General features: G+C 59.5%; 16 protein-coding genes. 5 read left to right on the forward strand and 11 right to left on the reverse strand.

Annotation, left to right across the window (positions count from 1 at the left end):
* Window positions 1-52 precede the first annotated feature (52 nt).
* From PA598K_RS28055 to PA598K_RS28075, 5 genes are read left to right on the forward strand one after another with little or no spacing between them, the layout of a single operon-like run.
* Window positions 53-724 (forward strand): response regulator transcription factor, encoded by a 672-nt coding sequence (locus PA598K_RS28055; RefSeq protein WP_128660113.1) that lies wholly within the window; start codon window positions 53-55, stop codon window positions 722-724.
* Window positions 721-2280, forward strand: coding sequence for a sensor histidine kinase (locus tag PA598K_RS28060; protein ID WP_128660114.1), 1560 nt, complete (start codon window positions 721-723; stop codon window positions 2278-2280). Before PA598K_RS28055 ends, PA598K_RS28060 begins: the two co-directional genes overlap by 4 nt.
* A gap of 60 nt (window positions 2281-2340) precedes the next feature.
* Window positions 2341-3258 carry an ABC transporter ATP-binding protein gene (locus tag PA598K_RS28065; RefSeq protein ID WP_128660115.1) on the forward strand — a complete coding sequence of 306 codons (918 nt, stop codon included), beginning with the start codon at window positions 2341-2343 and terminating at the stop codon, window positions 3256-3258.
* Complete coding sequence (locus PA598K_RS28070) at window positions 3255-3968, forward strand: ABC transporter permease (protein WP_260405654.1); 714 nt, start codon at window positions 3255-3257, stop codon at window positions 3966-3968. The genes PA598K_RS28065 and PA598K_RS28070 overlap by 4 nt, the downstream gene beginning before the upstream one ends.
* Window positions 3969-3970: 2 nt before the next feature.
* Entirely contained in the window at window positions 3971-4699 is a 729-nt protein-coding gene (locus PA598K_RS28075) for an ABC transporter permease (protein WP_128660116.1), read from the forward strand.
* 215 nt (window positions 4700-4914) lie between these two features.
* On the opposite strand, the gene PA598K_RS28080 is transcribed toward PA598K_RS28075, so the two are convergent.
* From PA598K_RS28080 to glgB, 11 genes are all read right to left on the reverse strand, one after another.
* On the reverse strand, window positions 4915-5286 hold the full coding sequence (locus PA598K_RS28080) for a hypothetical protein (RefSeq protein WP_128660117.1): 372 nt from the start codon (window positions 5284-5286) through the stop codon (window positions 4915-4917).
* A gap of 499 nt (window positions 5287-5785) precedes the next feature.
* Window positions 5786-5965 (reverse strand): CsbD family protein, encoded by a 180-nt coding sequence (locus PA598K_RS28085; protein WP_128660118.1) that lies wholly within the window; start codon window positions 5963-5965, stop codon window positions 5786-5788.
* Window positions 5966-6058: 93 nt separating this feature from the next.
* Window positions 6059-7279 (reverse strand): CobW family GTP-binding protein, encoded by a 1221-nt coding sequence (locus PA598K_RS28090; RefSeq protein WP_128660119.1) that lies wholly within the window; start codon window positions 7277-7279, stop codon window positions 6059-6061.
* Between the two features lie 114 nt (window positions 7280-7393).
* On the reverse strand, window positions 7394-8341 hold the full coding sequence (locus tag PA598K_RS28095; RefSeq protein ID WP_128660120.1) for a magnesium transporter CorA family protein: 948 nt from the start codon (window positions 8339-8341) through the stop codon (window positions 7394-7396).
* Window positions 8342-8392: 51 nt separating this feature from the next.
* Window positions 8393-10543 (reverse strand): response regulator, encoded by a 2151-nt coding sequence (locus PA598K_RS28100; RefSeq protein WP_128660121.1) that lies wholly within the window; start codon window positions 10541-10543, stop codon window positions 8393-8395.
* 50 nt (window positions 10544-10593) lie between these two features.
* The gene (locus PA598K_RS28105) at window positions 10594-11418 is read right to left on the reverse strand and encodes a CheR family methyltransferase (RefSeq protein ID WP_128660122.1); all 825 of its coding nucleotides are present in this window, start codon (window positions 11416-11418) and stop codon (window positions 10594-10596) included.
* 14 nt (window positions 11419-11432) lie between these two features.
* Window positions 11433-15128, reverse strand: a complete 3696-nt coding sequence (locus PA598K_RS28110) for a response regulator (protein WP_128660123.1) — start codon at window positions 15126-15128, stop codon at window positions 11433-11435.
* 150 nt (window positions 15129-15278) lie between these two features.
* On the reverse strand, window positions 15279-15605 hold the full coding sequence (locus PA598K_RS28115) for a general stress protein (protein WP_128660124.1): 327 nt from the start codon (window positions 15603-15605) through the stop codon (window positions 15279-15281).
* A gap of 133 nt (window positions 15606-15738) precedes the next feature.
* Window positions 15739-16539, reverse strand: coding sequence for a hypothetical protein (locus PA598K_RS28120; protein WP_128660125.1), 801 nt, complete (start codon window positions 16537-16539; stop codon window positions 15739-15741).
* A gap of 92 nt (window positions 16540-16631) precedes the next feature.
* Window positions 16632-18080 carry a glycogen synthase GlgA gene (gene glgA, locus PA598K_RS28125; RefSeq protein ID WP_128660126.1) on the reverse strand — a complete coding sequence of 483 codons (1449 nt, stop codon included), beginning with the start codon at window positions 18078-18080 and terminating at the stop codon, window positions 16632-16634.
* Complete coding sequence (gene glgB / locus PA598K_RS28130; protein WP_128660127.1) at window positions 18077-20101, reverse strand: 1,4-alpha-glucan branching protein GlgB; 2025 nt, start codon at window positions 20099-20101, stop codon at window positions 18077-18079. The genes glgA and glgB overlap by 4 nt, the downstream gene beginning before the upstream one ends.
* Between the last annotated feature and the right edge of the window lie 68 nt (window positions 20102-20169).

The following is a 20169-nucleotide window of genomic DNA, read 5'->3' on the forward strand; positions in this document are numbered from 1 at the left end:
ACAGCGAGTTGGATTATAGTAGGGGTAATAACATACCCGAGGTGAACGATGTATGACACGAATCCTCTATATCGAAGATGACCGGGATATCGGCAGCTGGACGTCCGGCGATCTGGAAAAACGCGGCTATGAGGTCACCTGGCGCACCTCCGGGGAGCATGCAGGCGAACTGGCCCGGGAGGCGGATCTGGTCATCCTCGACGTGATGCTGCCGGGACTCGACGGCTTTACGATCGGCCAACGACTCAAAAACCAACAGCCTGACCTGCCGATCCTCGTACTGTCGGCACGGACCGCTGTCGATGACAAGCTGCAGGGGCTTAACTTTGCGGACGATTATATGACCAAGCCCTTCCATCCCGAGGAGCTGGCAGCCCGCATCCAGGTCCTGCTGCGCCGGGGGCCTCAGCGGGACGAACAGACACTGACGCTGGAGCATCTGCGCGTGCTACTGCCAGGCGGTCAAATCACGGATACACTTACAGGAGAAGAAATCCTGCTCTCGGGCAAGCAGTTTCAGATCTTCATGTACCTGCTCCGCCATCACGGACGCGTCCTGACCAAGGAACAGATCTATGAGGCCGTCTGGGGCGAGCCTTATCTCGATGGAGACAAAACCTTGAACGTCCATATCCGCTATCTGCGGGAAAAGATCGAGGTCGATCCCTCGCAGCCCGCGATCATCCAGACGGTACGCGGGATCGGCTTCCGGGTGAAGCCATGAAATGGCTGAGGACATTCCGGCTCAAGCAACCGTTCAGCTTCGACTTTGTGCTCTTGATCGTCGCAGCGGTGCTCTTCATCCCGATCGCGCTGCCTGTCGTCAGCTTGGCGTTCTTAAGCAAGCTTCCTGGCGAGAGCGTGCGATGGCTGAGGACGTTCCGGCTAAAGCATTCGCTCAGCTCCCAATATGCGCTCTTGATTACCGTAGCGGTGCTGTTCGTCCCGGTTGCGCTGCCGATCGTCAGCATCGCGCTCCACACCATGAGCCAAACGACCGCTGTCGCTCCCAACCCTTATCAGAGCGGCACAGAGATGGAGACGATGTGGCACAAGGAGGCTGGCTCGCTGGCGGGCGCCAGCGCCGCCGATATCGATGCCAAGCTGCGAGAGTTGAAGGGACGGTACCCTGCGGCGGACATGTTCTGGGTCGACGATCTGGGGCAGACGATGCTGCAGCTCCCCATACAGGACGACCTGCCTGAGCGTTGGAGCCCCTCCTACACCGTCGCGTTCATGAAGCAAAGCTACAAAAGCAACCCCTTCACCGTCGTTGCCTTTCTGGGGGACAGGCAAGAGGCCGGCTTTATGGTGCTGCAGGTCCCCCGGGAACAGATGGAGCCGCCGCTCCAACGCATATGGCTTCAGCAATCGTCATTGATCATCCTCACGATGGGCATCATCCTGCTCATCTTCCTGCTGCTCTCCTGGCTGTTCTTTTATCGGATCCGGAGGCGGCTGCTCGGCCTCGAGCAGGCGATGACCATCGATGATGAACGCGCCATTCCTGAGCCGGTGGAGGTCCGCAATCTGGATGAGATCGGCAGACTGGAGCGGGCCTTCAACGAAATGGTCGCGCAGCTCCGCGAGAGCAGGCAGCGGGAAGCGGAGGAGGAGCAGCTGCGCCGTCAGCTGATCGCCAATCTGTCGCATGATCTGCGTACGCCGCTGACGGCGATCCGCGGCCATGTCTACAGTCTGAAGGAAGATGTGGCCACAGCAGCCGGCCAGTCCTCGCTGACGCTGATCGACAGCAAGGTCGGTTACTTGAGCGATCTCATCGACAACCTGCTCTCCTACTCGCTGCTTTACGCCGGCAAGTATCCGTACCGCCCGGAACGCACGGACATCGTGCGTCTTGTGAGAGCCCAGGCTGCCCAGTGGTATCCGGCATTCGAGGAAGCGCATTTCGAGATTCGACTCGAGCTTCCGGAGCGCCGACTCGTCTGGAATATCGACCCAAGGTGGATGGAGCGGGTGTTGGATAATCTGCTGCAGAACATCTTGCGGCATGCCTTGTCCGGCAGATATCTGGAGTTGCGGGTCGAGACGTCCGAGGACGATTCGGAGCACCCGGGCGATGCCGGAGCGGCTCCCGGGAGCCGCATCATCATCCGCGACCGCGGGCCGGGGATGCAAGAGCCTTCGGAGTACAAAGGCGCCGGAATTGGCCTCTCGATCGTCTCCTTGATGCTGAAGGAAATGCAACTGAAGTGGGGCATCGAGACCGACGAACAGGGGACAACCGTGACGATCACTCATTTTTTAAACCGTTCTTAAACTTGCAGCGCCTCTGGATTTAACCTTGCTCTGGTACAGTGATACCTGAGGTGAATCCGAATGAACAGTCCATGGATGGTAGAAACGAAACAACTGACGAAAAAATTAGGCGGGCGCACAGTCGTCGACCGCGTCGATATGCGGATTCAGAAAGGGGAAATCTACGGCTTCCTCGGACCGAACGGCGCCGGTAAAACGACGACGATCCGGATGTTGCTCGGACTGGCCCGCCCAACGAGCGGACAGATCTATATGCTCGGCAAGGATATCCGCTCGGAACGAATCGCCGTGCTGCGCAAGGTCGGTTCGCTGGTCGAGTCCCCTTCGTATTACGGCCATCTGAGCGGCTACGAGAATCTGGAGACTGTACGCCGACTGCTGGATGCGCCCAAGTCTCGCATCGACGAAGTGCTGGCGATCGTCCGGCTGACCAAGGATGCCCGTCGCCCCGTCAAGGGCTACTCGCTCGGCATGAAGCAACGCCTCGGCATCGCCACTGCGCTGCTGGGCGCGCCCGAGCTGCTGATCCTGGACGAGCCCACCAACGGTCTTGATCCGGCAGGCATCCTCGAAGTGCGCGAGCTGATCAAGAGCTTGCCGCGAACGCATGGCGTGACGATCCTGATCTCCAGCCATCTGCTGTCGGAGATGGATCAGATGGCGACGCGCGTCGGCATCATCGCCGCCGGCCGGATGATGTTCGAGGACAGTATCAGCCGTTTGCGCAAGCAAGCCAAGGGCAGCATCCGCTTGCGCGTCAGCGAGCCGGAGCAAGCCGCCAGGCTGCTGCTCTCGCTAGGCTGCCAGGCCGAGGTCTCGTCGGATGAACTGACGCTGGAGCGACTGCCCGACGAGCAGGTCGCCGTCCTGGTCGCCCGACTTGTCCAGGCCGATCATCAGATCTACCGTGTCGAGGAGTCGAGTGCCACACTGGAGAGCATCTTTTTGCAGATGACCGGGACGGGGGGAAGCCTGTGATACTCCGCGTGCTGTCCACCGAGTGGCTGAAAATCCGGCGCAAATGGATCTGGCTGCTGGTCGTCCTGGGGCCGCTGGGCGCGGTCGGTCTGCAGGTAGTCAATTACGGGTTGCGGTACGATTATCTCATGTCGCTGTACGCAGATGATCTGTGGCTCGGATTAACCCGAAACGTCAACATTCTGATGCTGCCCTCGTTGTTTATCGGGCTGGCCATTCTGGCCTCCCTGACGGCCGGCATCGAGCATCAGACCAATGCCTGGAAGCAAACGCTGGCCTTGCCGGTCACCCGCTCCTCTGTTTTTGTGGCCAAGTTCGTACTTACAGCGTTGCTGCTGCTCGTCTCCAGCTCGCTCATCGTCATCTTCACGCTCATATTCGGCTGGCTGCTCGGACTGGAGGCTTCGCCGCCGATGACCACGCTGCTCCAGGCAGCATACTATCCTTATCTGGCGATTATGCCCTTCGTCGCGCTGCATACAGGATTATCTACGATCATCGCCAATCAGGCGGTGCCGATGACCGTCGGGATCGTAAACCTGGTGCTCGCTACCTTCTCCCTCTGGATGCCGGATTGGATGCCCTGGATCTGGCCTCATCTGGACAATCGCTATGACGAACCGCTCTATTCGGTGCTCGCGGGCATCGTCACCGGCGGGCTGGTACTGCTAATCAGCCTAGTCATCTTCGTCAGAAAGGATGTGAGGTAACGATGATTGCGATGATTCGCTCGGAATGGATAAAGCTGCGTCGCTCGGTCGTCTGGGTGGTGGTGGCGCTCCCCGCTATCCTTACTTTTGCGGCCGGCTGGCTAGGCGGGCTGGAGGAGGGGGGCGGCTCGTGGCAGCAGCTCCTGGCGATCGTATCGGTGATGCACGGGCTGCTGTTCTTACCGCTCCTGGTCACCATTCTTACCGCCTTCGTATGTCGTTATGAGCATCAAAGCGGCGGCTGGAAGCAACTGTTGGCCTTGCCCGTGTCGCGTTATGTCGTCTATACGGCCAAGCTGACAATGGTCGCGCTGCTGCTCGCGCTTCTCCAACTGCTCATCCTGGCCGCCTTGTTGTTCATCGGGACTTGGCAAGGATACGCGGAAGCGATCCCTTGGGGAGCGCTGCTCGCTTCGATGCTAGGAGGCTGGGCGGCCTGTCTGCCCTTGGCAGCGCTGCAGATGTTCGCCGCTACCTGGCTTCAGAGCTTCGCTGCTCCGGTCGCCATCGGCACCTTCTTCACACTGCCCAACATACTCATCATCAATTCAGAGGACTTCGCGCCCTATTATCCATGGGCTCAACCGACGCTGGCCATGATGCCTCGCGAACAGTCGATGTCCTTTGACGCCTTTGGGATCGCATCGGGTACGCTGCCGATCGTAATTCTGGTCAGCTTCGTGGCGTTCTATCTGGTCGGCTGGATCTACTTCACGAGGAAGGCCGTCTAAGACGCTCTCGTCAGCCTCAGACCTCCTGAGACGGCCTGTCTGCTACGACGAGCAAGAACGGCCTGGGAGAAGTCCCGGGCCGTGTGGTTAGAAGTATGGTGTTCGGGTGATGGTGTTAGCTGTACTGGTGTAATGCTGGTGGTAGCGTAGCTGTGGTGGCGTGAGGCTGGTAGCGGCGTAGCTGTGGTGGCGTGAGGCTTGGCACCATGAACTAATCAAATGAGTCGGTAGCCGCTCGGCAACTGGCCGCTCCGGCGAATCGCGCGCACCTGAGCGGTCGTCAAGCGCTGATTGGTGGAGATCAGCGACTCGACATCGTTGCCGCCGATCAGATCGTCCAGATCGCGGATGCTGCGGTTGCCGCGCAAGATGCGGAAGTTGCCGCGAAAGCGTGTACGGGTGAACAGCACCAAAGTCGCATTGGAGCTGGTAGAGAAGAAGCGGAGGCTCTCAATACCATCCAAAACATTATCCAGATCCTGTATCCCCAGGTTCCCCCTCAGGATACGACTTCGACCACGGAAGTTTTCTTCGTCGTAGACGGTCAACCGTGGGTAAGTTTGCAAGATGCTAACTGGTTTTCTCATCTGCACATGCTCCTCTCGTTTAAAGCATGGTACAGTATATGAGGACAAGTTTTGGATAGCTTGGACCCTTGGCCTGCGCCATCCGACCAAATTTTCCCACTCGGCAGGGAGCGTAGAGTAACATCCAGATCTGGCGTTGCCATTTTGGCGATTCTGTGCCATTTTTCGCACAAGTCCGGGCCGTACGCCGCTTCATCGCAAATTCTGTGCCATTTTTCGCATAAGTTCGGGCCGCACGCCGCTTCATCGCCGATTCTGTGCGATTTTTCGCACAAGTCCGGGCCGTCACGCCACTATACGGCTGATTTGTGCGATCTTTCGCACAAGTTCGGGCCGCGCGCCGCTTCATCGCCGATTCTGTGCCATTTTTCGCACAAGTCCCCGCCGCGAGGCCACCGCAGCGCACCAAAAAAGACGATGCCCGAGATTCCCAGCATCGTCCTCCTTTTATCGTCTTTCTACTTAGTCGTCGTCCCCGCCTTCAGCCCGCTTAGGAGTTTCAGGTGCGGTCCTTGACCTCGCCGACTTTTTCTTGGATCTTGCCTTTCACCTTATCCATCTTGCCTTCGGCCTGCAGCTTGCGGTTATCGGTCGCATTGCCGACCTGATCCTTGACTTCGCCTTTGGCCTGGTTGACCTTGCCTTTGATCTTATCGCTCAATCCGCTATTGTTGCTCATGCTGATCCTCTCCTCAACGGTAGAATGGAATTGCAAGTGATGATACTTTATACCCGCCTCCATCCCATCGCTAAACAGTCAGATTCTGCCGACCTAACCGGACGTCCCCGATTCCAAGGCTCGCAGCGCTGTCTTCAGCCGCTCGCTGGAGAAATGCTCGCCGATGAATACCGCCACGTCACGCACCTCGCCCTGTGGACGAATCGGCAGGAAGTCGCTCTCCCGGAACGCGTACTGGAACATATACCGGCTCGGCGTGTCGCGAAAGGTGACGATACCCTTGGCCCGGTACACCTCTTCGGGCAGGTCGCGCAACAGCGCCTCGAACGCCTCGCTGTCGATTGGCCCCTCGAACGTATGCGTCAGCACCATGACATGCGCATGGGCTTCATGCGTATGAGCGTGAGCATGAGTATGCTCGTGATGGGGATGGTCATGGGCCTCAGCATGAGTATGGTCATGTTGGTCATGAGTATGGGAGTGAGCATCATTATTGGCGTCTTTGGCATGCGCATGGGAGCGCTGCGCCTCCCCGTCCATTGGAATGCATGTCACGCCATCGCCGTCGCCCGTCGCACCATCGCGCCCGCCTGCCGCACCAACGCCTACGTCTGTCACACCGTCGCCTCTGCCTGCCACACCGCTGCCCCCGCTTGCTGCACCGTCGCCTCCGCCCGCCATAGCCTCCGTCAGCGCGATGCCTTGATCGAGCAGCAAGGCGGTGTCGACGATGCAATTCCTTGTCGCGATCAGCGGCGCGACCTTGTTCCACTCCCGTACGAGCTGCTCGACCTCGACGATCTCCTCGGGTGCCAGCCTGTCGATCTTGTTGAGCAACAGACGGCTCGCACAGCGGATCTGCTCCTGCATCAGCTTGAACGTCCGGCCGCCGCCGCGCCGTGCGAGCCGCAGCAGCTCCGGGCCGTCCGCGACTGTGATCAACGTCTGCAGCTCGATCGGCACGAACAGCGAAGCCTCCGTGACACCGTCTATAATCTCGAGTGGATGGGCCGCCCCGGTCGCCTCGATGAAGATGACGTCAGGCCGGTGCTCGTCCACCAGCGCCTTGATCTCCATGCTGAGGTCGCTGCGGATCGTGCAGCAGATGCAGCCGCTCAGCATCTCGCTCATCGGCACGCTATCGTCCACCAGTTGGCCGTCTAGATTGACATCGCCCAGCTCATTCATGACGACTGCCGGCCGCAGTCCCGCCTCCTGGACATCGTCCAGCAGTCGTCGCAGCAGCGTCGTCTTGCCGCTCCCCAGAAATCCCGAGATCAGATGCACGGGCACCGTCGTCTCCCGCTTGTCCATATTGCCTCACCCTTCCCTGATCGACTCGCGCTTCACTCGCACGCGTTGCTATGCCGGATTATAGCGCCGAGCGACCCGCTGCGTCAAGCCAAGCCAATGTCAAAGAACAATGCCCTATCGCTTCGATTTTTTGCGCGCGCTCTTCAACAGCTCGCCCGTCCAGCCTTTGGAGTACAGGTAGCCGTAGACGGCGATTGTACCGATCGCGATCAGCGTCAGAGCGGCGGCGTAGCCCCACGGCCATTCGAGCTCAGGCATCGCCTTGAAGTTCATCCCCCACAGCGCGCCGAGCGCCATGACAGGGGTAACGACGGCGGTAAACACCGTCAATGTCTTCATAATCTCGTTGCCCCGAACGCTGCCGATACTGTCGTCGATCCGCAGCAGCGTCTCAACCTGTTGCGCATAATGCCGCTCGAGCATCGTCAGCCGTTCAAGGCGCAGCTGCGTGCGCTTGTACTCGACGCTCGCCTCCGCCTCGTCGTCGAATACCTCCCGAACCGCCGCCGTACACTCGCGGATCGGCAGAGACAGGGAGGACCCGTGCAGCAGGTCGTAACGGCAGTCCATGATCCGGCTCAGCACCCGCATCCCGTTATGCTCCCGCATCTCCGACTCCAGATGGAACAGCTCCTCCTCGAGACGGTCCATCCCTTCCAGATAACGGTCGAGCGTCTCGCCCAGCAGCAGGAAGAAGCCGTCCAGCGAGCTATCGCAGCTATCCAGCTTGGCGCGCAGCTCGGTCTCCGTCGTCGTGCATAGTTGATCCGTATCGAAGCCGATCGTCACCAGCATCTCCCGCGTCAGATAATAATGAAAGATCGAACGCTGCTCCAGCGTATCCCCGTCCCGCCGGACGACGATCGAGCCATATAGCGCGTTATGCTCGCCAGCATGCGTACGCATGCCTGTCGCATTGGTCGAGCGCTCGGCCAGCCCCTCGCACCAGCGCTTCAGCTCCGGCTGGTCGCGGACGAGCGCTGCAGTCTGTGGGGCTTGCACGCTGTCGATCCGATGCCAGATCCAATCCTTGCCCTCATGCACCACCGGCCCCTGCGTCATCTCGGCTGCCCTCCTCTATTGTCTCGTACACGTGCAGACCACTCCGGCGCCTCAGAGCGGGGCCGTCGCACTATGATCATATGGGATGCTGTAACGGTAACGCTCGACGATCTCTCGCAGCGCCTGGAGACGGATCGGCTTGCTGATGAAGTCCTGCATCCCCGAGGCGATGCACTTCTCCCGCTCGCCGCGCAGCACGTTGGCCGTCATCGCGACAATGACCGGTTGCTTCTCCGCTGGCACGCTGGAGATGATCTCGTGCGTCGCCTGGAATCCGTCCATGACCGGCATTTGGATATCCATCAGGATCAGGTTGTAGCCATGCTTACTGGCCCGCTCCCACGCCTCACGGCCATTGCTTACGACATCGGCGGTCAAGCCCAGCTTCTCCAGAAGACGCAGCGACAGCTTCTGATTGACCTCATTGTCGTCGGCGACGAGGATGCGATAGTCTTCAGGGGCGAGCTGGCGCGGATCTGGCAACAACGGCGGCGCCTCCGCAAGCTCCCCCTCATCCGCTCTCTCGTCCCCCTCGAGCAGGGCGGCAAAGGAGAAAGGTGCCGGCGCTCCCAGCTCCGGCTCGGGCGCCAGCCTTGGCTTGCGCTTGCGCAGCGGCAGCGAGAGGAGAAAGGTGGTGCCGTTCTCCCCCTCTTCGCCGTGCCGGGACTGCACGTAGATGGAGCCGCCCATCAGCTCGACCAGATTTTTGCTGATCGCCAGACCCAAGCCTGTGCCGCCGTACTTGCGCGACATCGAGGAGTCCAGTTGGGAGAAGGGCTGGAAGAGCAACGGCAGCTTATCCGCCGGGATGCCGACGCCTGTATCCTGCACCGCGATAGCGATGACAACCCCCTCCTCGCACTCCTCCTCCAAGGTCGCATGGACATGGACGCTGCCCTCCTCCGTGAACTTGACGGCATTGCCGACGAGGTTGATCAGCACCTGCCTCAGCTTGGTGACGTCGCCGACCAGCTCGCTCGGGATCTGCGGGTCGATGAGCCAGGTCAGCTCCAGCTGATGGGACTTGGACTTGACGGTGAACAGGTCGAACGTCTCGCCGATGCAGGCCGACAGCTGGAACGGCACCTCCTCAAGCTCCATCTTGCCGGACTCGATCTTCGAGTAGTCGAGGATATCATTAATGACCAGCAGCAAAGCGTCCCCGCTCTTGTGGATAATGTCGGCATACTCCTGCTGCTCCTCGTTCAGCTCGGTCTCCATCAGCAGCGAGGTCATGCCGAGTACGCCGTTCATCGGCGTCCGGATCTCGTGGCTGACCATCGCCAGGAACTCCGTCTTGGCGCGGGCTGCGATCTCGGCGCGTTCCTTGGCCTCCACCAGCTCGCTCTCGAACTGCTTGCGCTGCGTAATGTCGGCGACCGTACACGCATAGATCTCCTCGTCGTCGATGATCGCCTTGCCGATCTGGACCTCGGCATGGAAGAGGGTGCCGTCGCTGCGTCTGGGCATGATCTCCCTCAGCTTGCCCGGCGTAGCCCCCGTCAGCGGACTGTTGGCATGGTCGTCATAGTCATACTCGGCGAAGCCCGGGATCAGCAGCTCGATCGAGCGGCCGATCACCTCCTCCTGCCGATACCCGAACATCCCCTCTAGCGCCGGATTGACGTCGAGGATCATGCCATGCTCGTCAAAGGTGATCATCGTATCGATCGACGTCTCCCGGATGACGCGCGCCTGCGCCTCCGTCTTGCTCAGCATATAAGCGGTCCGCATTAGCTCGCGATTCATCTGCTCCAGCTCGACTGTCTTCTGATGGAGCAGCTCCGTCTGCAGCTGCAGCTTTTTGTTCGTAACGAACAAGCGGACGAAGCCCTCGATCTTGGTGCGCAGGATCTGCGGCACGAAAGGCTTGAGCATATAATCGATGGCCCCCACCGAATAGCCCGTATAAAAATGCTCCGACTCCTTGCTCGTCGCCGAGATGAAGATGATCGGGATCTCCTTGGTCTTCTCTCGCGACTTGATCAGCCGCGCCGTCTCGAAGCCGTCCATCCCGGGCATCTGCACATCCATGACGATCACCGCATAGTCGTCCTTGAGCAGACTGCGAAGCGCCTCTTCCCCCGAGAGGCACTTCACCAGATTGTATTCGCGGTTGCCCAGCACCGCTTCCAGGGCCAACAGGTTATCCGGGTTATCGTCCACCAGCAGAATATTGATTGGAAATTGTCCCGTTTCCATGGCTCACCTTCCGTTTTTTGCCTTGTAACCATCTTTATGATCTCTATTGATTATCTAATCTTCCGATACAGCCGATGTTGACCATCCAGCTCCTCGTAATCCTCCGCATGCGAGGTGAAGTTGATCGACTCCTTGGTGCCCAGGTTGAGTACGCCGAATATGCTCAGACTGTCATACAGCAGCCGGTGCACATGATCCTGCAGCTGCTTGTTGAAATAGATCATCACATTGCGGCACAGGATGAGATTAAATTCGTTAAATGAACCGTCCGTCACCAGGTTATGCTGGCCGAACACCATGTTCTTTTTCAGGAAGGAGTGGAAGATCACCGAGTCGTAGCGGGCGGTATAATAATCGGAAAACGCCTCGCTCCCGCCCGCTTCCATGTAGTTGCGCGTATAGAGCTGCATCCGCTCCAATGGGAACACCCCTTCGCGTGCAACATCCAGAACCTCGGCATTGGTGTCGGTCGCATAGATGCGCGTCTTGTCATAGAGCCCGGCCTCGTAGAGCAGGATGGCCATCGAGTAGACCTCCTCGCCCGTCGAGCAGCCGGCATGCCAGACGCGGATGAACGGATAGGTGCGAAGGATCGGCACGACCTGGGTGCGGAACATCCGGAACACCTCGGGGTCCCGGAACATCTCTGTCACATGAATCGTCATATCGGCCAACAGCCGATTCATACAGGCTCGATCGTGGATGACCCGCTCCGCCAGTCCGGTGATCGTCTCCAGCCGCTCCGCGTGGACGCGATGCCAGATTCGTCTGCGGATCGAGGAGTAGGCATAATTGCGGAAGTCATGTCCGTACAGTCTGAATATCGCCTCCAGCAGCATCTCGATCTCGACGCGTTCGCGTTCTTCGGCTTCCATCGCTTCTCCCCCGTTTACTTGTACAACCAGACTCTCATCAGGGAGAGCAGCTGCTCGGTATTGACCGGTTTGGCGATATAATCCGACGCGCCGGCCTCGATACACTTGTCGCGATCATCCTTCATCGCCTTGGCCGTAATCGCGATGATCGGCAGCTTCTCGTACTTGGGCATGCTGCGGATCTCGCGCATCGTCTCATAGCCGTCCATCTCCGGCATCATGATGTCCATCAGCACCAGGTCAAAGCCGCCCGGCTTCTCCAGCTGCTGCAGCGCCTCCACGCCATTCTCGGCAAATGTGATGTTCATCTTGTAGTTCTCCAGCACGCTCGAGAGCGCGAACACATTGCGCACATCGTCGTCGACGATGAGGATGTTGCGGCCTTCGAAAATCGACTCCATATTATGCAGCTTACGCAGCATGTTGCGCTTATCCTCCGGCATATCCGCCTCGACGCGGTGGAGGAAGAGCGTCGTCTCGTCGAGCAGCCGCTCCGGCGACTTGACGTCCTTGACGATGATCGTCCCCGCATACCGCTTCAGCTGCAGCTCTTCCTTCTTATCGAGCTCGCGTCCCGTATAGACGATGACCGGCAGATCGCCGAGCGTCTCCTCCTTGCGGATCGCATCGAGCAGCTCGAACCCGGAGATGTCCGGCAGCCCGAGATCGAGCACCATGCAGTCGTAATGGGCGCTGCGCAGCTCGGAGAGCGCCTCGCGTCCGGTCGACACAGCGGTGATCAGCACATCGTCATGACCGATCAGCTCGACGATGCTGTTGCGCTGCGTCGGATCGTCCTCTACGACGAGCAGCCGCTTCAGATCGCGCTCGAGGAACCCTTCGATCTGCGAGAACACCTGCTCCAGATTGTCCTTGCTCGCGGGCTTCTTCAGATACGCGATCGCGCCCATCGCCAGACCATGCTGGATATCGTCGACGACCGAGATGACATGCACCGGGATGTGCCGCGTCTCTGCGTGATGCTTGAGCTGATTGAGTACAGCCCAGCCGTCCAGCACCGGGAGCTGGATGTCCAGCAGGATCGCATCCGGGCTATAGGTGCGGGCGTAGGACAGCCCTTTGTCCCCTTGCATGGCGACGATTCCCTTGAAGCCACGGCTGCGAGCGATGTCGAGCAGGACGCGGGCAAAATGCACATCGTCCTCGATGATCAGCACGACCTTGTCGCCCTCCTGGAGCTGCTCGGCGTCGTCCTCGATCTTGGCGGACGGCTTCGGCGGCAGCGCGACGCTGTCCCGCTCGCGAGCTGGCGCTGCCTGGACGGTCGAATCTTCGAGCGTATCGGCCAGCGCCGACGCCGCCAGGACGTTGTCGTGAAGCTCGCTGGAGCCGGACTCTGCGGCCACTAGGAACTCAGGCAGGTACAGCGTAAAGGTGCTGCCCTCGCCTTCCTTGCTGCAGAGGGTAATCGTCCCGCCCAGCAAGCCCGCCAGCTCGCGGCTGATCGCCAGCCCGAGGCCGGTGCCGCCATAGATGCGGCTCGTCGTGCCGTCGACCTGCTGGAATGCCTCGAAGATGAGCTGTTGCTTGTCCTCAGGGATGCCGATGCCCGAATCCTTCACCTCAAAGGCGATCATCTGATCGTCGCTGCGGTTGGTCTCCTCCGGGCTTGCCGGACGGATCGTCAGCGTCACCGCGCCTTGCTGGGTGAACTTAAAGGCGTTGGAGAGCAGGTTTTTGAGGATCTGCTTGACGCGATGACTGTCGGTATAGATCTGCTCAGGCAGCTCCGAATACAGCTCGGTCTCGAAACGCAGCCCTTTTTGCAGGCTGACCGGCGTGAAGCTGCGGCGCAGATACAGGTCAAGCTCGGCGATCGGCAGATGCTCGATGACGATATCCATCTTGCCGGCGCTGATCTTGGACAGATCGAGGATCTCGTCGATCAGCTTCAGCAGATCGTTGCCCGAGGCATAGATCGTGCCGGCGAACTCCAGCTGCTTGGGTGTCAGATTACCCTCCTTGTTGTCCATCAGCATCTGGGAGAGGATGAGCAGGCTGTTCAGCGGCGTACGCAACTCATGGGACATATTGGTGAGGAACTCCGACTTGTACTTGGAGGAGAGCGCCAGCTGGACCGTCTGCTTCTCCAGCGCCTGCCGCGTCTTCTCGACCTGCTCATGCTTCTCCTCGGTACGCTTCATCTGCAGCTCCAGCAGATGCGTCTTCTGCAGCAGCTCTTCATTGCTCTGCTCCAGCTCCTCCTGCTGGCTCTGCAGCAGCTCCTCGGACTTCTTGAGCTGTCGGGTCTGCTCCTCGAGCCGCTCGTTGGAGCTGCGCAGCTCCTCCTGCTGACTGAGCAGTTCCTCGGACTGGGCCTGCAGCTCCTCGCTCAGCGTCTGCGACTCGCGCAGCAGCTCCTCGACCCGCATGCGTCCGAACAGATTGTTCAGGACGATGCCCAGACTCTCGACCGTCTCCTCCAGCAACTGCTTCTCCACCGAGGTGAACGACCGCAAAGAGGCCAGCTCCAGTACGCCGAGCAGTTCGCCCTGATATTGCACCGGATAGAGCGTCAGCTGTCTAGGCTGCGTCTCGCCGGTGCCCGAGCCGATCTTCACATAGTCGGCAGGCAGCTCCTGCAGCTCGATGATCCGCCCGTCTGCGGCGCATTGACCGACCAGCCCCTGGCCGATCACGAAGGTCGCGCGCAGCGCCTCCTCGTCATGGAAGGCATAGCTGCCCTGCAAACGCAGCGTCTGCCGGGCGCCCTGGCCTTCGCGGATATAGAGCGCGCCGTAGCTCGCTCCCGTCAGCGGAGCCAGCTCCTGCACGAAGTTGCGGCTCATCTTGCCCAGATCGATCTGGCTCTGGATCGCCATCACGGTCTGCGTCAGATGGGTTTTGACCCAGGCGTCCTCCTCCATCTGCTTGTTGTAGCGCAGCTCATATTCGCTTTTTTGCTCCAGACTTTCGGCCAGCGTATTGAATACCCGGCCGACATCGCCGAACTCGTCATTCGCCAGATGCTCCACGCGCGAGGTCGGATCGACTGTCCCCTGGGCGAACCCGCGGATCATCGCCGAGAGACTTCCCAGGCCTCGACCGACATTGCGCATATTCCACAGCATCGCCAGGATCCCGAGCAGTAAGCCGGACGTGGCGACTGCGATCATGATCATGAGCGCTCGCGCATTGGTTGCGATCGCCGACGTGAAGCCGCTCTCTACGAACTGGCTGTGATAGACGGCCAGCTCGTTTGTTTTGGCGATGAGCTCATTCTCGTAGCGCTCTCCGTCGGCGCGTTGCAGAGCCAGCGCTTCTGCGGCGCTGCCGTTCTGGATCTGCCCGAGCAGTTCTGCCGTGAAGCGAGCATATTGGGCATGCGCGCTCTCCACCTGGGTGAGGAGCTGCAGCTCATTGGCGGAGACGTCCCCTGTTCCCCGCGCCATCGTCTTCAGCTCGGCGAAGGCGCCGGTCGCAGCGTCAGACAGCTCTGCTACCACAGGCATGGCGAGGCTGACATTTTCGGTTGTCGGGTTGAGCAGCAGGTTGGAGATTTCCTTGGCCAGCTCATTGGCTTGCCCCCGTGCCTCGTAGGCTAGCTCCATCTTCACATACCGCTCGTTGTACATTTCCTTCATTTGAGTGCTCAGTCCGACAGTATTGCTGATGCCGACGCCGGCCATCACCAGCAGCAGCGCGATCATAATCGCGGAGCTGATGATCAATTTCGTTTTGATCTTCATGCCCATGCTCCTCGCTTCTCTATCTATTACTATGCTCGCTGCAGCCGATGAACACTGGGCGCCTAGACGAACCTCCTGAACACGCAAATAGAAGACAAGCCTTCATAGAAGACTTGTCTTGCCATCTGGTCAGCGGTGTCGCGACTGGACTCAATGTACGGTTGCTATGACGAGCACTTTGCCCCGGTCAAGCTCCGATTCATATTGGTCGGCTTCCGCCTTCGACATCCCGACGGATTCCATCTTGGCCCGCAGCTCGTCGCCGCGGCTTCTGAACAGATTGGCCATGGAGTTGAATACGCCTTCCTCCGACATACCGATCTTGTTCGTGTTAGTGGCTTCCTTCAGCGAGTCGGTCTGATCGCTGTCGTGAGCCAGCACGTAGATATCCTCCTGGCTATAGCCTCGAGCATTCAGCTCGCGCACTGCGTTGATCGCAGCCATTCCGTTATCGACAATCTGTACATTCGGTCTCATGATTCTTCTCCTCCATCCATCCGATATTATTTTTTGTTATGCCTTGACCAGCATAGCTCTCATTACCACTGGCCTAGCGGATTAAAACAATCGAAGCCAGGTATTTTTTGGGGATCGCGGGACTATGCGTCGATCAACTGGAGGCCGCCCAATACACCTCGAGGGTGGACAGGGCGCTGCCCCCTTCATCCGTGAACAGCTTGAGCGCGAGCGGCCCCCTAACATACACCAGCCCGTCATCGGCGACGTGATCCGGCTCGCCCAGCAGCTCGCGCAGCTGCGCCAGCGCAAGCAGCGCCTCTGTATCCCCGAGCCGGACCGATCCGGCCGATGCCGGCACGACGACATAATCGACCAAGCCTTCATACAGCCCGACCGTCAGCTTGGGATAATGAACCTCCTCGGTACCGAGCAGCTCGTCGGTCGTCCGTTCCGTCGGCTCACCGAGCGCTGCCAGCACATCCGATAGATCGCCATCCATCGCCACCCCGTTGATCGTCTCGAATCGGACCTCCGGCGCAGGCGCTTCGGGCTCGGATGCCTCGGGCTCGGATGCCTCGGGCTCGGACGCTCCGGTTTGGAACGCTTCGGGAGCCGAGACTCCCGGATGGAGCGACGCGCGATCGGACTCCTCAGGAGCGGCCGCCTCGGGAGTGAGCGCTGCCTCGCGCTCTGGCGACTTCACCTCGGCGTCGTCGCTCGGCCCGTATCCATCCTCTGGAATGTCGGATGGCGAGACGGTGGATGCATAGGGGGCAATCGCTGTATCCGTCTCCATGACTTCCAGTGCCAAGACGGGGTTATCGTATAGGAATACCGGCGCTTGCGCCGCTGGAGAGATCGTCGACAGGCCAAGGATCATCACCGCTGCAAAGGTCCATTTGAGCATACCAGTCACCCTTTCCGTCTCGCTGTCGCTTTTGTTGGTTTCCATTATTACCCTCGCCCGGAAACCGCGAAACAACACAGCAAAACGGCGAGCCCTCAGGTGCTCGCCGTTCTCTCCCGGGGATGTCCCCCGCTGCGCTAACTCGCCGTCTCTTGCTCGCCGACGATCGCTTCATACAGCGCCTTGTACTGGGCTGCCGACTGCGACCAGCTGTAATCAGCGCTCATCGCCTGCTCGACCAACTGCTGCCAGACCGGCGTGTCGTAAAAAGATAAGGCATAACGAATCGTATGCAGCATATCATGAGCATTGTAGTTTGTGAAGGAGAAGCCGTTGCCTGTGCCTTCGAATTCATTGTATGCCTGCACCGTATCGACGAGCCCTCCGGTCTCGCGGACGATCGGGATGCTGCCGTAGCGCAGCGCTAGCAGCTGGCTGAGCCCGCACGGCTCGAAGCGCGACGGCATCAGGAACAGGTCGGAGGAGGCGTAGATCTGGCGAGCCAACCGCTCGTCGAAACGGACCTGCACAGCCAGCTTATCCGGGTGGTGATGCGCTTTGTCGAGCAGCAGTCCCTCATAGTGCGGGTCGCCGCTGCCGAGGATCGCCAGTTGGACGTTGTCCTCCTGCAGCATCTCATCGAGCACGCGCGCCAGCAGATCGAGCCCCTTCTGGTCGGTGAGCCTCGTCACCATGCCGATGAGCGGCACCTGCTTGTCCTGCGCCAGGCCGAGCACGCGCTGCAGCTCCGTTTTGTTCGCCCGTTTCTTGTCGATATCCGAGCTGTATTTCAGGAAAATATGCGGATCGGTCGCCGGATCGTAGGACTGCTCGTCGATGCCGTTGACGATCCCGCTCATCCGGTCGCCGAGCCAGCGCAACGCGCCATCGAGTCCTTCGCCGTAGTACGGCGTGCGGATCTCGTCGGCATAGGTCTGACTCACCGTCGTCACCCGGTCGGAGTAGACGATGCCGCCCTTCATGAAGCTGACGCCGCCCTGGTACTCCAGACGCTCCGGATGGAACGCCTCATGATCGAGCCCGAGCAGGTCGCCCAGCGTCTCGTACGGGAAGACGCCCTGGAACTGCAGATTATGGATCGTGTAGACGGTGCGGATGTCCCGGTAGAACGGATCGTGACGGTAATGCTTGTCCAGCAGCGGCGCGACCATCCCTGTATGCCAGTCATGGCTATGGATGATATCCGGCTGGAAGGCGACATGCGGCAGCGCCTCGAGGATCGCCCGATCCAGGAAGGCGAACCGTTCGCCATCGTCATAGTGACCATAGGCGGTATCGCGGGCGCCGAAGTAATATTCATTGTCGAGGAAATAGAACTGCACGCCCTCATGCATCAGCTCAAACAATCCGCAATAGACTTGGCGCCAGCCGACTGGCACCTCGATCGCTTTGATGAAGCGCATTGCCAAGCGATGGGACTCTGCGATGGTTTTGTACTTGGGCATCATCACTCTTACGTCAACGCCGCTCGCGAGCAGCGCCTTCGGCAGCGCCGATACGACGTCGGCCAGACCGCCCGTCTTCATAAACGGACTTCCTTCGGCAGCGGCAAATAATACTTTCATCGGTTCTGTGACCCCTCTCCCTTGGTTAAGGCGCTGACCGTCGACTTGCGGCGGGTCGGCTCCTTTTTGAGCCAGAGCACGCTGAGCGGCGGCAAGGTCAGCTCCAGACTGTGCTTGCAGCCATGCCAAGGCTGTTTGTCCGTGCGGTGCGGCGTCTCGGTCGTCTGGCTATCGCCGCCATAGATGGCATCGCCAGTGTTAAGCAGCTCGCGATAGGCGCCTGCGGTCGGCACACCGATCCGGTAGCCAGCTCGCTCGACAGGGGCAAAGTTGCAGACGACGACGATCTGCTCTCCGCGGCGCTTGCCCTTGCGCAGGTAGACGATGATGTTCTGGATATGATCCTCGTGGTCGATCCATTCGAAGCCCGAGTAGTCATGGTCGAGCTGCCAAAGCGACTTTTCCTGCAGGTAGAGATGATTAAGCGTCCGCGTGTAATCCAGCATCCGGCGATGCATGTCGTACTCGAGCAGCAGCCAGTCGAGCTGGTCCTGGTCCTTCCACTCGATGAACTGGCCGAATTCGGCGCCCATGAAGATCAGCTTTTTGCCAGGGAAGCTGAACCAGTAAGCCAGCAACGTCCGAAGACCGGCGAATTTTTGCTCGTAGCTGCCCGGCATTTTGTTCAGCAGCGATTTTTTGCCATGCACAACTTCGTCATGCGAGAGTGGCAGTACATAGTTGTCTGTAAAGGCATAGGCAATCGGGAAGGTGAGCAGCGATTGCTTGGCCGCGCGGTGAATCGGATCGAGCTCAAAGTAAGACAAGGTGTCGTTCATCCAGCCCATATTCCACTTGTAGTTGAACCCGAGACCGCCCTGGTCGGTCGGCGCGGTCACGAGCGGCCAGGCGCTCGACTCCTCGGCCATCATGAGCGCATGCGGGAAGCTGGCGAAGATGACCTGGTTCAACTGCTGCAGGAATCCGATCGCATCGAGATCCTCGCGGCCGCCCGCTGCGTTGGGACGCCACTCGGTCTTCTCGAAGTCGCGCAGCAGCATACTCGTCACGGCATCGACCCGCAGGCCGTCGACATGGTACATCTCCATCCAGAACAGCGCGTTGGAGATCAGGAAGGAGCGCACCTCCGGCTTGCTGTAGTCGAAGCCAAGCGTCCCCCAGCCGGGCTTCTCGGCGATCAGCGGATCCTCATGCTCGTACAGCGGCTGGCCGTCGAACTGGCGCAGACCGTGCGCATCCTTGGCAAAATGGGCCGGCACCCAGTCAAGGATGACGCCGATGCCCCGAAGATGGCATTCATCGATCAGGTGCATCAGCTCATGAGGCGCGCCAAAACGGCTCGTAGCGGCAAAGAAGCCGGTCACCTGGTAGCCCCAGGACAGATCGTACGGATGCTCGGTCAGCGGCATCAGCTCGATATGCGTATACCCCATATCGACGACATAATCGAGCAATAGCGAAGCAAGCTCCCGATAGCTCAGCAATTTGCCTTCGGCATTGTATTTCCAAGTGCCTAGGTGGACTTCGTAGATATTCATCGGCTGATCGTAAGGAGGCTTGCGCTTGCGCACCCATGACCGGTCCCGCCACTGATAGCCGTCGATAGACCGGACGACGGAAGCCGTGTTCGGCCGGACTTCACATGCGAAGGCATAGGGGTCGGACTTGAGCAGCCGCTGTCCATCTGCTCCGATCACTTCATATTTGTATAGCGTGCCCTCGCCGATGCCCTCGATATACCCACTCCATAGTCCGGAGTTGTCGATGCGCGAGAGCGGATGCTCTGCGCCCTGCCAGCCGTTGCTGTCCATCGCCACGCCGACGGCGCGAGCATGCGGAGCCCAGACCGTGAAGCGAACGCCCTCGACGCCTTGGGGATCCCGGAGCAGATGCGCCCCCAATAAACGATAGCTTGCATAATTCGTGCCTTCATGGAAGAGATAGATCTCTTCTGCGCCAATAGTCGTTGTCAGCACCTCTTCACCACCAATATTAGCCAGAATGTAAAATAATAGAATCCTTACCCGAATGATGCGGGATTGACGCAGTCTGCAGCTCATAAAACGCCGATGTCATGAATTGTTCATGTATAACTTCGCCGCCCGACTCGATTAATCCTCTGACGCGA

It is taken from the genome of Paenibacillus sp. 598K, from assembly GCF_003851045.1.
Classification (GTDB): Bacteria; Bacillota; Bacilli; order Paenibacillales; family Paenibacillaceae; genus Paenibacillus_D.